This is a genomic window from Rhizobium sp. GR12, assembly GCF_036596185.1.
GTDB lineage: Bacteria > Pseudomonadota > Alphaproteobacteria > Rhizobiales > Rhizobiaceae > Agrobacterium > Agrobacterium nepotum.
The window spans coordinates 182,042-196,319 of the sequence record NZ_JASXTH010000011.1 but is presented as its reverse complement, the minus strand read 5'-3'; the positions used below and the strand labels follow the sequence as shown (position 1 = coordinate 196,319).

The following is a 14,278-nucleotide window of genomic DNA, read 5'->3' as shown; positions in this document are numbered from 1 at the left end:
CCAAGACGAGTGCCACGAGATTTCGGCCGAGCTGGCAAGCGCCGAGGCGAGCCTTGCCGAGGAGGAGGCAGCGTTTGAAGCGCTGATGGCCGTGGAGCCGCCGCATTGAGGGCGGCTTAGCGCCAGAGGCGGTCAGTTGCCGCCAATGAAGCTATCCACGACCCAATCTGCCAGATCAAGCCAGCGGCCTTCGAACATCCCATCATGCGACCAGAGCTGCACGGAGCCGTCCGGCAACAGACAGTAGTAGTCGCCGTTGTCATGACAGATAGGCAACCAATCAGCCGCGACACCAGCTTGGCGAGCAGAATGGATGGCGACCAGAAGATTGCCGCGTCCGATCTCGTCATCACGTAGATAGAGTAATTCCTTGCTAAGCGCGATGTTTCCGGCGTTCTGGACAAGGTATTTGTAGTCGGGAGGCAGAACGAGGCCCCTTTTGGCTTCCACATACCGTATGGCGTCGTCGTCCGGGAGAGGAATGAGTGTCTTGTATCCATCCGCCTGCGCCTGAAGTAATTGAACGACGTCCTCAATCTTGCTTGTTGGCATTGAAGCTCCACGGTGTTGCGATACGTACGACACATCTAGGGAGTTTCTTGTCCCGAGCAATAGATCGGGCTTGGGACGTCCCCCTTTGGCTGGAAGCCGTCATTGCGCTTGACTGTCAGGATAACGCGCCGAGCTGCGTAATGCCGTCTATAACGACGAACGCGAATGGATCCTTAGCTTGCTGATGCCGAGCGTCGGTTGCCGAGGAGGAGGCTGCAAACGATGCGATGGTTTCTGCAGAGGCGTCCTTATGGGGCGGCTTCCGCTTTGCACCAAAGGAGACGTGCGCTTGTCGTTGGCAATTTCGATAAAGCGAACGTTGGGTGCCGAAAAGATACCGCATGTCTCCATTGAAAGAACTTGGTTGGCTTCTATTCAGCCAATGCCTTCACGCTCAACTGCGTCCTCGTCGCTTTCCGTTGGACGAGGATGATCCCCACGATGGTCATACCACCGCCAACGAGATGGTAGACATGCAAGGTCTCTCCGAGAAAGACAGCGGCGACGATGGCGGTCAAGATAGGGATGAGGTTCATGAAGATTGCCGTCCGGGCTGCCCCCAAATGCTTAACCGCTGACATCCATACGAATGGGGCAAGGATGGAGCCAGGAATCGCCGCATAAAGGACCATGGCCGTGTTTGACACGTTAAAAGTCGACGGTGCTGACATTAGGTAGGTTGGAATAAGGAACACCAGCGCAGCGCAGATCTGGACGTAGATGGACGTCCACATGGCCAGCGGAATAGCCCAGCGCTTGAGAAGAATTCCATAACAGGCATAAGCCAGCACTGCGATCAGCATGATCGCATCTCCACGGCCCGCGCCTTGCGATAGGAGGCGCGATGGATCGCCCTGACCCAGCACAACGAAGATTCCGAAAAGGGAAACAAGGCCGCCAAGCATCGCAAGGCTGGATGGTTTGTCACCCAGGAAGACGATGCTTAGGATCAGGGTCAGCAGTGGAACAAGCGACAGCATGATCGCTATGTTAGTTGCCGAGGTGAACGCAGCCGCATAATAGCCGAGCCCCTGACATGCGGCCATGCCGAGCAGGCCCAGAACGATCAGTTTCGGAAGGTAGGCCGCAACGGTTCTGCGGTGACGCCAAAAATCTCGCCCGACGATAGGCGTCAAGATGAGCAGGGCAATAAACCAGCGCTCGAAGGCGATGGCGCCTGGCGCAATCGCGCCTGCTGCGAGTTTGCTGACGATCGTGTTTCCAACCCAGATTAACACCGCGAGCAGAGCGAATAGGAGATATTTGATAGGCACAAGAAGCCTCCTTGTTGAGAAAGGCTTTTGCTACCAAATGTCCGATTATCAATATATAGCAATAAAAGGACATCCAACAGTCGCGATAGGACGGTTCATGAAAACTGAAATCCAGCCCGGAGAGACACCGGCACCGCTCTCATTCAGGACGGAAAACTACGGGGCCGGATCTGTCCTTAAAGAAAGACGACAGCCTTGGTGCAAGGTGGGTTACGCAGTGAAGGGCGTGGTTGAAGCGAAAGTGGAGGGTAGACGGTTTCTCTGTCCGCCGCACTATGCCACGTGGATTCCTGCCGATGCCTTGCACGCATGCCATAATCGCGAGAACGTTAAATTCGTGTCGATCTATATCGACCGCGTTCTTTGCATCAATATGCCGGAAAGACCCTGCACGCTTGCGCTCAGCCCTTTAATCAAGGCTATCCTCGCCGACTTCGCCGATCGTGGGATCACGGTACCCGAGACTGATGCCGATCGGCGACTTGCCTTCGTTCTGGTCGACCAGTTGCTTAAGGCTCCAAGGCGGGAGAGCTTTCTACCCATATCGGACGATGAACTGCTCCGTCCCGTCATCGATGCACTTCGGGCAAATGCCAGCGATCGGAAGTCTCTCGCAGAATGGGCGCGGTCGCTCGGCACTACGGAAAAAACCTTGTCGAGGCGGTTTCAGGGACAGCTTGGGATATCGTTCAACGAATGGCGGCAGAGGTTGAAGCTGGTCGCTTCACTTTCGCTTATCGAAGATGGTAAATCGGTTCAATCGATCGCGAACGAACTGGGCTACAGCAGCGCGTCGGCGTTTATTGCCATGTTCAGAAGACAGACGGGAACGAGCCCGACGCATTTGGCGTCCATGGCGACCAGCCAGAGTGTCATCCAATCCTGAAGGTTGACGCAAAGTAGTTGTCCGCTTCGAGCCCAGAAGCGGCCTTGATCCTTGACCGTCTGGATAACGCGCCGAGATGAACCATTGCCATCCAGATGAGCTCCGCCAGATTGCCGCGGAGCCGGAGCTGGCTCTGGCCGAACTGGCGGTCATCATGGCTGAGCAGGACGGTTCCATCGGCGCCGTGCCGCCCTTCTGAGGGCGGCATCCAGCCTTCATGCAGGCACCATCGTCCGATTGCCATGAATCGCAACGCTTTCGCCGTCTCCTTATCGAGGACAGTCATCGACCATCCGGGATCGTGCATCCCGTGCAGCCACGCTGCAACCTTTCGCCGCCGCGGGCGGCTCCTCGCGGTCCAAAATCCCGGTATCGAAAAGGTCCCCCACTGCCATTCCGGCCAGCCGGTGCAGCCTGCCTTTCCGGTCTGCATCTTCTCCCTGCGATAACAGCAAATCGACAAGGAGAAACCGCATGAAACGTCTCCCACAACTCCTCACCGCCACCGGTCGTCGGCTCCGAATCTTCGCCAAGGTGATCTGTCATTTCTTCCAGGGCGGTAAGCTCGCCCTGAAGCTCGCGATCAAAATCCCGTTCATCGAGATCGGGATCAGCTTCGAGCTGGGCAGGCCGCGCCGGGAGCCGCTTCGGCGGCTCCCCTTGATCATGCCGCTTGCGTTGGTGCGGCTTACTTGTTCAGGGTATCTTTCAGAGCCTTCGCGGGCTGGAACGTCAGCTTCTTCGCAGCGGCAACCTTGATGGTGGCGCCAGTGGCCGGATTGCGAGCCTCACGCTCCGGTGTATCCTTGATCTTGAACTTGCCGAATCCGGGGATCGACGTTTCCGCGCCGGACGCGGCTGCCGCCGTGATCGATGCGAAGACGGTTTCGACGATCGTTTTCGCCTGAGCCTTGGTCAGGTTCTGTTCGGTTGCGATCTTGTCGGCGATTTCATTGGTCGTGGTCATTATGATTTCCTCGTTAAAGACGGAAAACCTTTTCAGCCGATCCGGACATTGTCATGCGGCGATGTTGGCCCAATGGCGCTTCTGCCGGAGTTTCCACAGCTTCTTGCCGGTTGATAGCCTCTTTTTCGTTTCTGCAGCACAAGTTCGAGAAAGCGCGATATCGCATCCTTCTCCGTGCCGAAAACCTCGGTCATCTCCCCGCCCGCCTTCCCGATCCGTCCCCAGTTTCGCACCACGGCTGTTTCTCCAAACAGGGTTGGCCGGATCGCAAGCGTGTAATATCGGGCCAGGTTCCTGCTGGCGTCGATCCTTTGACAATGGATTTGGTAGTGGTGAATGCCCATGCCGCATGATCGGTGATGTTCACGCTGCGGTCCAACGACACTTATGAATCGAAGAACCGCTTCCGATTCATTTCGGTGATGGATGCCAGGTACCGATCCGGCAGTGTCGGGGCGAACCGGCATTCGCCGGCCGGGTGCTACTCGCTTGGCCTCACGGAGCCCGTAGCCTGTCTCCGCCTGCGGTGACACCCTCCTTTCGCAGGCCGGTTCCTCCCGCACACGGTCGCGCCACTGGCGCGGGTCTTTTCTTCTCTCTGCCTCTCAATTCTGTACCCGCCGCTCCGGCGTCGAGGACATTGCGGCACCTCCAATTTGCTGCCGCCGTCTGCGACGGCTCTCCCAAATCAGTTCCTCCGTTCGCCGCCTCCGGCGGTCGCGATGCGATCCTGGACCCCTCGCGCCTACGGTGCGGCCTCCTTGCGTCAGAAACGAAGGAGACATGTCCATGACTGAGCGCAAGATTAAATACATCGATGGTGGCAGCCCGGAATACTGGCGTCAGCGCAGCGAAGGATTTCGACTGATACGCGAAGCCGAGCTCGCCCGTGAGCGGATCAAACGGGCTTCGACCGATATTTCCGGCGCCCGTGACGAGGATGGTGATGTCATCCCCCTCGATAACCTCGGTCCCTCGTCTTCCATCCATGATCGTCCTCGGCTTGGCGAAGGTTGCGCTTTACACCGCGTGGTGTCTTTGCTTTTACATCCTCCGATGATTGAGGCGCGAAAGGCGGCCGACGCGGCACTGGCGCTCATAGAGCAACGAAATGGCCGACAGAAGCCGAATACGACCCGCAAGAAAACGCGTGAGCCGTCAAGGTCTCGGCTTGGCAAACCTGTTAGGTTTGGCCTGCGTGTCCATGTCCTTTCGCCTGAAATAGATTGCCCGTCCGCAACGGATCGGACTGTGCCCCTGGACGATGATGATCTGCTCATCCTTTCGCATCGACTGCGTGATCTCGTGCGGCATAATCAGCGGGCGGCGCTGGAAATTGATGCTTTCGGATTTCCGCGATGCGCTGTTCTTCATACCCCACCCGAGATTGCGAGAACTGCCTTTCACTTCGACAGTCATTTCTCCGCATTGGGCTGAGACATTGCGGGCCGTGTCGAGCGCCTTGATCGCAGCGTAGCTCGCGAAGGCGCAGCCGTCGATCCACGATACCGCACCATCTTTTCCGAAATGCCGTTCCAACTGCCCGACGGACTGATACATCAGCATCATGCTGACGCCGTACTTGCGACCGCGGTCGCGCGCCTCTTCCAGCACGCGCATGTAGCCAAGCAGATCGACCTCGTCCAATACGAACAGCGCCCGACGCTTAAATGCACCATCGGCCTCGATCATCGCATTGATCAGCGAGCCGATGATCACCCGGCCGATACCGGGATAGGATCGCAGGATCGACGCCGGAATGTTGAGGAATACATCTTTCTTTCCGCCAGCGATCTCGCTCGATTTGAACGTGTTGCCGCAAACGAGCGCCGCGTAATTGTCGAGCGACAGCCATTGCGTATCCTTTGAGGCTGTCGAATAGACGCCTGAGAACGTCTGCTCGGTCATATTAACGAAGACGCCGAGCGTTTCGCGGATAAAGGCGGACGCTGAGTGTTCCTGTACGTCGCGCAGCATGGCGAGCACTGATGTCTCAGGCTCGGAAACGATCTGGCGCAGGCTACGCAAATTCCGCCGGCCGGCGAACTCCGGCGACAGCATGACATGGGCCAACAGCCCGGTCAGGAGGTTGTGCGCCTGGTTCTGGAAATAGGAGCCGGTTGAGCTCTCGAAGCGCACGCTTTCCGAGAGCAACATGTGCGCGATGCCGACGATGTCCTCTTCCTTTTTTAGCGAATGCTCGATGCCGTCGAGTACGTTGAATCCCATGACCGGATTTGTCGGATCGAGCACAACGACCTCCCGGTCGAGCTTCTCTCCGCGGTGGTCAACGACCATCGGGGCCACCTCGGTGGACGGATCGAGGCAGATCAGCGGGCCTGTATATCTGAGCGCCGTCGGCACGACATTGCTTGTGGTCTTGAAGCCACCGGAGCCCGCGAAGAAGAGCATGTGGGTCGAATCGAAGTCCTGGGCGTAAGTAAGCAGAGGCGCTTTGCCGCCGCGTCCCCAGGTGGCCGGATCGTTCGGATCGAACGGCAGCTCATGAACGAGTTCCTTGTCAACCCTATACCGCTCACCGACGACGATTTCGCCGTCATCGGGAAACAGCCGTGCCGCCGCCGACATCGACAGCCAGTCGGCATCTCCGAATGTTCCGCGCTTGGCGCGTGTCACCTGTTCGGGCACGACGCTGGAGATGCGGGCCGCAACCGCGACCGCCGTGAAACCCACCGCTGCGCCAATGACCGCAATCATATCGACGAAGGATAGTGCCTGATCCCAGGTCAACACGCCGTGCTCCACGGACGGCTCAAGGCGCCCGAACTCCCGCAGTCCATAAAAGCCGGCCACCAGGAGAAAGCAGAGAAAGCTTACCAACGCCACCAGCCTTCGCCGATGGAGGGGCAGCGCCCAGACCGCCAGCAGTCCGGCCAGAGGCCCGAACAAAAGGACCGGCAAAGGTGACGCCCGCAGGAACCAGTATTGCGTTTTGCCGGTCATGCCGGCGGCCAGTTCAGGCCAACGCCAGTTGGCGACATAAAAGGTAAAACCGGTGACGACGATTGGCACGATGATAAGCAGCTGGCTCGGATGCGGTTTCGCCTTTCCCGTCATTCAGCCGCCTCTGCAAAGCCTTCGAACCCGCCGTTGGGCGCCGCAACTCTGAAGGCGAGCTCCCCGATATCGCACAGGCGCCGATGCTCCGCCGTCCCGGGCACGACCCGCGTCATTTCGAGAAGTCCGCCAAGCAGGAAAGCCCGATCCGCGTTCGACAGGCCCGCGCGGACGACGATGCCGCCGAGCAAGAACTTCTCTCTTGCTTCCTTCTTTCGATCAGCCGTCATGAGGAACCTCCGTTTCCGCTCCAGTCCCACCATTTGCCTGTCCACGCGACGAAGCAGGTGAGCCACCAGATCCTTTCTTCCCGCCTTTGCGAAATCGCGCCGCGATCTCTTCGAAGATGCGATCCACCTCCTCGTCAGCGATCTCCATCTCCGCCAATCCCGACTTCGTCGCCGCGCGCGCGAAGCGATCGGCTGATTTTACTATTAAAGTTTTCCTGCGTTCGCGAAGCTTCTCGATTTGAGCATCAATATCCACTAACGCTGTCCTGCTGGCCATGGTGACGTCCTTTCATTCAGTGAGAAATTTCTATTCCGTCATTTAACTGACTAGAAAACAGTAGTCAAACACGCTACCGTGCACAAGCCCCCAAGCGTCGATATTGGAAATCCCAGCTGGGCCGTCTTCAGGAAAAGCGGCATCGGTCCTTCGGTCCGATCGGTTTGAGGGCGCAATATACGTCGCTGATGCGACGTGCCTGAGGGAAGCGGAGACCAGTCGTGGCGATCATGTTCGTCAGAGCGCAGGTGATCGGAAGGGGAGGGGGACGGAGCATCGTCTCGGCCGCCGCCTATCGCCACCGCGCCCGGATGATGGACGAACAGGCGGAAACCTCCTTCAGCTATCGCGGCGGCGCGGCCGAGCTGGTGCATGAGGAACTGGCGGTGCCGGATAAGATTCCCCCTTGGCTGAAGACGGCCATTGACGGCAAGTCGGTTTCCGCTGCCAGCGAGGTGCTGTGGAATGCGGTTGACGTCTTCGAGACTCGGGCGGACGCCCAGCTGGCGCGCGAACTCATCATCGCCCTGCCGGAAGAACTGACGCGGGCCGAGAACATCGCTCTGGTCCGTGAGTTCGTCGCGGACAATTTCACCTCAAAGGGCATGGTCGCCGACTGGGTGTTTCATGACAAGGACGGCAATCCGCACATCCATTTGATGAAGACACTGAGGCCGCTGACGGAGGAAGGGTTCGGGCCGAAGAAGGTGGCTGTGATGGGCGAGGATGGCGAGCCCTTGCGTGTCGTTACTCCGGACCGGCCGAACGGAAAGATCGTCTACAAGCTTTGGGCCGGTGACAGGGAAACGATGAAGTCATGGAAGATCGCCTGGGCGGAGACAGTCAACCGGCATCTGGCGCTTGCCGGCCATGAGATCCGTCTCGATGGCCGCTCCTATGCCGAGCAGGGCCTCGACGGCATCGCGCAGAAACATCTTGGGCCGGAAAAGGCCGCGCTCGCCCGCAAGGGTGTCGAGATGTATTTCGCGCCGGCCGATCTCGCGCGTCGGCAGGAGATGGCCGACCGGCTGCTTGCAGATCCGGATCTACTTCTGAAGCAACTCGGCAACGAGCGCGCCACCTTCGACGAGCGTGACATCGCCAAGGCGCTGCACCGCTATGTCGACGATCCCGCCGATTTCGCCAACATACGCGCCAGGCTGATGGCCTCCAATGATCTCGTGCTGTTGAAGCCGCAGCAGCCTGAGCTGCAGACCGGCAAGATGGCCGAACCTGCGGTCTTCACCACACGCGATATCTTGCGCACCGAATACGACATGGCGCAGTCGGCTGAAATCCTCTCCCGGCGCAAGGGCTTCGGCATCGCCGCGGCAAAGATTGCTGCGGCTGTCCAATCCATAGAAAGCGCTAATCCGGAAAATCCGCTCAAGCTCGATCGCGAACAGGTGGAGGCCGTTCATCACATCGCTGGCGACAATGGTATCGCGGCTGTGGTCGGGCTGGCTGGTGCAGGCAAGTCGACGCTGCTTGCCGCGGCGCGGGTCGCCTGGGAAAGTCAAAACCACCGCGTCCTCGGGGCAGCGCTTGCCGGCAAGGCCGCCGAAGGGCTGGAGGACAGTTCCGGCATCAGATCGCGCACGCTCGCCTCCTGGGAACTGGCCTGGGAGAACGGACGCGATCTGCTCGACCGGCGGGATATCATTGTCATCGATGAAGCCGGCATGGTCTCGTCGCAGCAGATGGCGCGTGTGCTCAGGCGCGCCGAGGAGGCCGGAGCCAAGGTGGTTCTGGTCGGCGATGCAATGCAGCTTCAGCCGATCCAGGCTGGCGCAGCTTTCCGGGCAATTTCCGAACGGATCGGTTCTGCGGAACTTGCCGGTGTCCGGCGCCAGCGTGAAGAGTGGGCGCGAGAGGCATCCCGTCTTTTCGCCCGGGGCAAGGTCGAGGAGGGACTGGATGCCTATGCGCAGCGGGGGCGTATTGTCGAGGCGGAGAGCCGGGCTGAAGCTGTGGAGCGCATCGTTGCCGACTGGACGAGCGCTCGCCGCGACCTCATCCAGCAAGATGCCGATAAAGAACACCCGGTCCGCTTGCGTGGTGACGAACTGCTCGTTCTCGCCCATACCAATGACGACGTGAGGCGGCTCAATGAAGCGCTGCGCAACGTCATGAAAGATGAAGGCGCGCTGACCATCTCTCGTGAATTCCAGACGGAGCGAGGCGTGCGGGAGTTCGCCGTCGGCGACCGGATCATCCTCCTCGAAAACGCCCGGTTCATCGAACCACGTGCGCGGAAGATTGGACCCCAATATGTCAAGAACGGCATGCTCGGCACGGTCGTCTCCACCGGTGATACGCGTGGCCCGCTGCTGTCGGTCCGTCTCGATAATGGCCGCGATGTCGTCATCAGCGAAGACAGCTATCGCAATGTCGATCACGGTTATGCCGCGACCATCCACAAGTCCCAAGGCGCGACAGTCGACAGGACCTTCGTGCTCGCGACCGGCATGATGGATCAGCATCTGACCTATGTGTCGATGACCCGCCATCGCGACCGGGCCGATCTCTATGCCGCTCGCGAGGACTTTGAGCCGAAGCCGGAATGGGGAAACAGATTCCGGGCCGATCATGCCGCTGGCGTCACAGGCGAGCTGGTCGGAACCGGCAATGCGAAGTTCCGGCCGCAGGATGAGGATGCCGATAAAAGCCCCTATGCCGATGTGAAGACCGAGGACGGAACCGTGCTTCGGCTCTGGGGCGTGAGCCTGCCGAAGGCCCTGGAGGAGGGCGGCGTGTCGAAAGGCGACACGGTGACGCTGCGCAAGGACGGCGTCGAACGGGTGACGGTGACGGTGCCCGTCATCGACGAGAAAACCCGAGAGAAGAGGTTCGAGGAACGGACAGTCGATCGAAACGTCTGGACTGCCAAACAGATCGAAATGGCAGAGGTTCGCCAGCAGCGCATCGCGCAGGAGAGCCATCGGCCGGAACTGTTCAAGCAGTTGGTGGAGCGTCTTGGCCGCTCCGGCGCCAAAACGACGACGCTCGATTTCGAGAGCGAGGCCGGCTACCAGGCGCACGCCCGCGATTTTGCCCGACGCCGCGGTATCGACTTGGCTGCCGGGATCGCGGCCGGAATGGAGGAGGGGGCGGGGCGGCGGTTGGCGTGGCTGGCGCAGAAGCGCGAGCAAGTGGCGAAGTTGTGGGAGCGGGCGAGCGTGGCGCTCGGCTTCGCGATCGAGAGCGAGAAGCGTGTTTCCTATAGTGAGGAACGCGCCGAAACCCGGACGGCAAAAATTCCGACGGATCGACAATATCTGATCCCGCCGACAACATTGTTTTCCCGCAGCGTCGAAGAGGATGCCCGCCGCGCGCAGCTTCGCTCAGATCGATGGAAGGAACGAGATGCCATCCTTCGGCCAGTGTTGCAAAAGATCTATCGCGATCCTGAAGGCGCGCTTGCCAGACTGAACGCGCTTGCGTCTGACACTCGGATCGAGCCCCGCAAGCTTGCCGACGATCTTGCGGCCGCGCCGCGGCGTCTCGGCCGCCTGCGTGGATCGGAGCTTTTGGTCGGCGGCCGTGCGTCCCGTACCGAGCGCGACGCGGCGGTATCGGCATTGTCCGAATTGCTGCCGCTGGCCCGCGCCCATGCCACAGAATTCCGCCGCCAGGTCGAACGCTTCGGCATCCGCGAGGAACAACGGCGCGCCCACATGTCGCTCTCGGTTCCTGCGTTGTCCAAGCCGACAATGGCACGGCTTGTCGAAATCGAAGCCGTACGCGAGTGCGGTGGCAAGGATGCCTACAAGACGGCCTTCGCCTACGCGGCGGAGGATCGCCTTCTGGTTCAGGAGGTGAGGGCGACCAACGACGCTCTCACCGCTCGCTTCGGCTGGTCTGCCTTCACCGACAAGGCCGACACTATTGCCGAGCGCAACATGATCGAGCGCATGCCGGAAGACCTCGACCTTGATCGGCGCGAAAAGCTCACGCGTCTTTTTGCCGTCGTACGCCGCTTTGCAGAAGAACAGCATCTTGCCGAAAGGAAAGATCGCTCCAGGATCGTTGCCGGTGCCAGCGTCGAGCCGGGGAAAGAGACGGTGCCGGTGTTGCCAATGCTTGCAGCTGTAACGGAGTTTGAAACCCCGATCGACCAGGAGGCGCGGGAGAGGGCGCGCGCGGTTCCTCACTACGGTCAGAATCGCGCCGCCCTTGCTGGCGCTGCGGCGCGTATCTGGTGCGATCCGGCAGGTGCTGTTGGAAAGATCGAGGAGCTTGTCCAAAAAGGCTTTGCCGGTGAGCGGATCGCTGCGGCCATCAGCAATGATCCCGCAGCATATGGTGCGTTGCGAGGCTCTGGCCGTATCATGGACAAATTGCTCGCTGTCGGCCGGGAGCGGAAGGAGGCCCTGCAAGCCGTCGCGGAGGCGGCAAGCCGCGTTCGGTCGTTGGGGACCTCATTTAGCACGGCGCTTGATGCAGAGAGGGGGGCGATCACTGAGGAGCGCCGGCGCATGAGCATCGCCATCCCGGGATTGTCGCCTTCCGCCGAAGTTGCGCTGAGAGATCTATCGGCGGCGATGAAGAAAAAGAAGGGCTCGCTCGATGTCGCTATGGGCTCGCTCGATCCCGCCATTCGTAAGGAGTTTGCAGAGGTCAGTCGGGCGCTCGACGAGCGTTTTGGCAGGAACGCGATCCTTCGTGGAGAGAAGGACGTCGCCAATCGCGTCTCACGGGCGCAGCGTCGCGCTTTCGAGGCGATGCAGGAGCGCCTTAAGGTTCTGCAACGGGCGGTACGGACAGAGAGCAGCGAGAAGATTATTGCTGAACGTCAGCGTCACACGATCGAGCGAGGCCGAATTTTTACTCGATAAAAAACGGCATGGCGGAACGGACCCGTTGAGGGAAAAAATGAAACGTCGGTTGATGGCATCAGGATTGGGGCGGCCCGCAGGGGCGCACGACGAGGTGTGGGCCAATGCAATATTGCGTGGTGCTGGCCCATTTGGTTTCGATCGCTACGTTCTGCAAATCTCCTGTATTGATCCGTAGGAGCCAGTGGCCTTCATTCTCTCATGTGCGTTGTAGCGGTTCGAGGGAATTGCCCGAAGCGGGGCTCTCGTGCTGGTAGCCATGTCATTGATCTTGCAGCGCCGGGTGCTATCTCCCACAAGCGACCCTCGATCAACGTTTGAATGCCGTAGAACGTGAGCAGTTCTCCGGCGGAGACCCTTACGATGAGACCATCGTCAGCGACTGTGATGATTGCACACCCATTTTCGAAATTCAGTTGCCTGCCGTTGTCCCTGTCGATGATCGACAAGCAGAGATCTATGCTCTGCGTGCAGATTTTATTCGCTACGGTCGGCGCAGCTTCTAGCTCAATGAAGGCCTCTGAGACATTTTGATACCTCATTCATCATCCCTCAGAAGTGTCTTCCTTCCGCATTGTCCAGTATACAGCATACGCGACGACCAGCGGTGGTATGGAGGACAGCATGCAGTTGGTCCTGATGATGGGAAATACCCACAACGGCACTCCCTCATATGAGGGATATTCACGTGATCGGCATGCCCCGCAGCTACAACGGGCGGCGGGCGGCATAGGATTTATCAGGATCGCTGGGAACGGGAGTTTCTGCCGACTTTTCAGAACGGGTTCTTGCTTCGGCCTCAATACTTCGCAGACCTGTGTCCAGTTCATGGCCGGGCAAAAAGTAGACAGGAAGTGCGTATAGGCCGGTGGGTGGTAACATCGCTGCCACCGCGGTTGCGCGGGGCTTGACGGTCAACACCCGCGTCACAAGCTCTTCGATGTCGCCGGTCTGGAGGTCACCGATCCCTGCAATGTCGCGCGATGAGTTACGACAACAGACCTGCTGTTTGCTGTATTGCACAGGACTAAGAGGCATGTACCAGGGTGTGCTCGACGATTCGGCAAACGGGGAACCCCGCGAGCCTGCCCATGCTGTGTCAGGACGTCCAATTGCGGTATTGCTTACGAGCGGGCGCTTTCGCAATAGTGGATGCGAGCTGGCGGCCGATCTCGATGATGTCATCACGATTGGCGGTCGGGTCCTGGTTGCTCCAGGCCAACCCAAGGCCGATGCGCAGATCGATCTCCTCCACTGCCTTCAAACGGAAGTTCCTGTTCGGCAGGTTTGCCGCCCATTCCGGTACGAAGCCGACACCGACGCCTGCGGAAACGAGCGCTATCAGTGAAAGTGTGTCGTCGCAGGTATAGACGATCCGGTCGGAAAGTTCATGCTCGCGGAATGTCTTCAGAAAATACCGCTCCGTGTAGGACAGGTTCGAACGCGAGAAGGAAATGATCTTCTGGCGCTGCAGGTCATCCAAGGTGACGGTCTCTGCCTCAGCCAGAATATTGTCTCGGGAGACGGCGAGTAAATACCGCTCCTCTGTTATCGCCTGCCATCGCAATGCGCCGTTGTTGTCCAGCGGCCGGACGAAACCGATATTGACCTGGCCCCGCTCGATATCTCGTACGATGGATTCGGTTGTGCCGTTGCGGATATGAATGCGGATATCTGGATAACGTCGGCCAATTCGGGCAAGAAAATCAGGCAGAACACCGAAGGTTGCCGGGTGGATTGTGCCGATGGTGATCTTGCTGGCAGCTTTGCCGGCAACCGCCTGTGTGATCGCACAACTTTCGTCGACATCGCGAAGCAGTTGAACGCAACGCTCGTAAAAAACCGATCCTGCGGGAGTAAGCTGAACCCGGCGGGTGGAACGAATGAGAAGGGGAACGCCAAGTTCCTTCTCGATCGCCTGGACCTGGGCAGTAACCGCAGGCTGGGCGAGATTGAGCCGGATTGAGGCGCGCCCGAAATGCAGTTCTTCTGCGACGGCAACGAATGTGCTCATTTGACGCAGATCCATTTCAGTTCCTTCCGCCGGAGGCGCGATCAAGGTCGAGACAGGCCTCAAATTACGAAGAGGATAGAGTGGTCGGTCCCGTCGGTCCAGATGAAACATTGATAGGGCGTGGCGATTAATGGTTGATGAGGGCGGTCGCGCCCCGCATAA

General features: G+C 59.3%; 12 protein-coding genes. 2 read left to right on the top strand and 10 right to left on the bottom strand.

Translation table 11 applies throughout. From position 1 onward, the window contains the following. Positions 1–132 precede the first annotated feature (132 nt). Both QSK43_RS19940 and QSK43_RS19935 read right to left on the bottom strand, forming a co-directional pair. On the bottom strand, positions 133–552 hold the full coding sequence (locus QSK43_RS19940) for an SMI1/KNR4 family protein (RefSeq protein ID WP_332304913.1): 420 nt from the start codon (positions 550–552) through the stop codon (positions 133–135). 371 nt (positions 553–923) lie between these two features. Then, positions 924–1,826, bottom strand: coding sequence for a DMT family transporter (locus QSK43_RS19935; RefSeq protein WP_332304912.1), 903 nt, complete (start codon positions 1,824–1,826; stop codon positions 924–926). Positions 1,827–1,923: 97 nt separating this feature from the next. Here QSK43_RS19935 and QSK43_RS19930 point away from each other — a divergent pair, with 97 nt between their 5' ends. Further along, entirely contained in the window at positions 1,924–2,712 is a 789-nt protein-coding gene (locus tag QSK43_RS19930; RefSeq protein WP_332304911.1) for an AraC family transcriptional regulator, read from the top strand. Here QSK43_RS19930 and QSK43_RS19925 read toward each other — a convergent pair. The 6 genes from QSK43_RS19925 to QSK43_RS19900 all read right to left on the bottom strand — a co-directional run bounded on the left by QSK43_RS19925 (position 2,699) and on the right by QSK43_RS19900 (position 7,264). After that, positions 2,699–3,145 carry a hypothetical protein gene (locus tag QSK43_RS19925; protein WP_332304952.1) on the bottom strand — a complete coding sequence of 149 codons (447 nt, stop codon included), beginning with the start codon at positions 3,143–3,145 and terminating at the stop codon, positions 2,699–2,701. The genes QSK43_RS19930 and QSK43_RS19925 overlap by 14 nt on opposite strands. 255 nt (positions 3,146–3,400) lie before the next feature. Next, positions 3,401–3,679 (bottom strand): HU family DNA-binding protein, encoded by a 279-nt coding sequence (locus tag QSK43_RS19920; protein WP_332304910.1) that lies wholly within the window; start codon positions 3,677–3,679, stop codon positions 3,401–3,403. A 32-nt stretch (positions 3,680–3,711) separates the two neighbouring features. Then, a complete protein-coding gene (locus tag QSK43_RS19915) occupies positions 3,712–4,023 on the bottom strand; it encodes a WGR domain-containing protein (protein WP_332304909.1) in 312 nt (103 codons plus the stop codon). A gap of 814 nt (positions 4,024–4,837) precedes the next feature. Next, positions 4,838–6,757, bottom strand: a complete 1,920-nt coding sequence (gene traG, locus QSK43_RS19910) for a Ti-type conjugative transfer system protein TraG (RefSeq protein WP_332304908.1) — start codon at positions 6,755–6,757, stop codon at positions 4,838–4,840. Beyond that, positions 6,754–6,987 carry a conjugal transfer protein TraD gene (locus QSK43_RS19905; protein WP_332304907.1) on the bottom strand — a complete coding sequence of 78 codons (234 nt, stop codon included), beginning with the start codon at positions 6,985–6,987 and terminating at the stop codon, positions 6,754–6,756. Before QSK43_RS19905 ends, traG begins: the two co-directional genes overlap by 4 nt. Continuing rightward, positions 6,977–7,264, bottom strand: coding sequence for a TraC family protein (locus QSK43_RS19900; RefSeq protein ID WP_332304906.1), 288 nt, complete (start codon positions 7,262–7,264; stop codon positions 6,977–6,979). Before QSK43_RS19900 ends, QSK43_RS19905 begins: the two co-directional genes overlap by 11 nt. Positions 7,265–7,485: 221 nt before the next feature. On the opposite strand from QSK43_RS19900, the gene traA reads away from it, so the two are divergent. After that, a complete protein-coding gene (gene traA / locus QSK43_RS19895; protein WP_332304905.1) occupies positions 7,486–12,102 on the top strand; it encodes a Ti-type conjugative transfer relaxase TraA in 4,617 nt (1,538 codons plus the stop codon). A 191-nt stretch (positions 12,103–12,293) separates the two neighbouring features. Here traA and rctB read toward each other — a convergent pair whose 3' ends face one another. Together rctB and QSK43_RS19890 are read right to left on the bottom strand one after the other, a co-directional pair. Then, positions 12,294–12,644, bottom strand: coding sequence for an SMa0974 family conjugal transfer regulator (rctB, locus tag QSK43_RS27210; protein WP_442967862.1), 351 nt, complete (start codon positions 12,642–12,644; stop codon positions 12,294–12,296). 557 nt (positions 12,645–13,201) lie between these two features. Continuing rightward, the gene (locus tag QSK43_RS19890) at positions 13,202–14,131 is read right to left on the bottom strand and encodes a LysR family transcriptional regulator (RefSeq protein ID WP_332304904.1); all 930 of its coding nucleotides are present in this window, start codon (positions 14,129–14,131) and stop codon (positions 13,202–13,204) included. Between the last annotated feature and the right edge of the window lie 147 nt (positions 14,132–14,278).

What these genes read in the sequence shown, in the direction of transcription:
- QSK43_RS19890 (WP_332304904.1), bottom strand. Translation starts at nt 14,131, where the DNA reads ATGGATCTGCGTCAAATGAGCACATTCGTTGCCGTCGCAGAAGAACTG.
- QSK43_RS19925 (WP_332304952.1), bottom strand. Translation starts at nt 3,145, where the DNA reads ATGCAGACCGGAAAGGCAGGCTGCACCGGCTGGCCGGAATGGCAGTGG.
- QSK43_RS19940 (WP_332304913.1), bottom strand. Translation starts at nt 552, where the DNA reads ATGCCAACAAGCAAGATTGAGGACGTCGTTCAATTACTTCAGGCGCAG.
- QSK43_RS19930 (WP_332304911.1), top strand. Translation starts at nt 1,924, where the DNA reads ATGAAAACTGAAATCCAGCCCGGAGAGACACCGGCACCGCTCTCATTC.
- QSK43_RS19900 (WP_332304906.1), bottom strand. Translation starts at nt 7,264, where the DNA reads ATGGCCAGCAGGACAGCGTTAGTGGATATTGATGCTCAAATCGAGAAG.
- QSK43_RS19920 (WP_332304910.1), bottom strand. Translation starts at nt 3,679, where the DNA reads ATGACCACGACCAATGAAATCGCCGACAAGATCGCAACCGAACAGAAC.
- QSK43_RS19915 (WP_332304909.1), bottom strand. Translation starts at nt 4,023, where the DNA reads ATGGGCATTCACCACTACCAAATCCATTGTCAAAGGATCGACGCCAGC.
- rctB (WP_442967862.1), bottom strand. Translation starts at nt 12,644, where the DNA reads ATGAGGTATCAAAATGTCTCAGAGGCCTTCATTGAGCTAGAAGCTGCG.
- traG (WP_332304908.1), bottom strand. Translation starts at nt 6,757, where the DNA reads ATGACGGGAAAGGCGAAACCGCATCCGAGCCAGCTGCTTATCATCGTG.
- QSK43_RS19905 (WP_332304907.1), bottom strand. Translation starts at nt 6,987, where the DNA reads ATGACGGCTGATCGAAAGAAGGAAGCAAGAGAGAAGTTCTTGCTCGGC.